Raw genomic sequence first — 377 nt, forward strand, 5'->3', positions numbered from 1 at the left:
GCTTCAAGCTTATGCTGTGCAGACTTACTTGAAAAAAAATTGGTTGTGGCGTTGAAACGCTCGATAGACCTATGCCGAAAGGTAGTAATATAATCGCGTACAAAGCTTATATTAAAAATTTAATCAAGCTGTTGCTCGGCCGTATTAAAGCAATACCTACTTCTAAAAAAGAGTTATATATTCAGCGCGAATTAGCTGATTTTCGTGGTAATCGGTTAGCGATGTCGCCGACAATATTTAGCGAAGCTGAACTTCGTGAATACTACCGATCTAAAAGCTTTGATGCTTTTGTTGTAGGGAGAGATCAAGTATGGCGGCCGCGCTATTCACCCAGTATCTTAAATTTCTATTTTGACTTTCTTGATGATATTCAAAGT

General features: G+C 38.2%; 1 protein-coding gene. It reads left to right on the plus strand.

Going from position 1 to position 377, the window contains the following annotated elements:
• Nucleotides 1–71: 71 nt before the first annotated feature.
• Nucleotides 72–377 (plus strand): hypothetical protein (locus Q4528_RS12820; RefSeq protein ID WP_303521860.1); only part of this gene is annotated, 306 nt, incomplete at its 3' end.

The organism is Staphylococcus pasteuri (genome assembly GCF_030547725.1).
GTDB lineage: Bacteria > Bacillota > Bacilli > Staphylococcales > Staphylococcaceae > Staphylococcus > Staphylococcus pasteuri.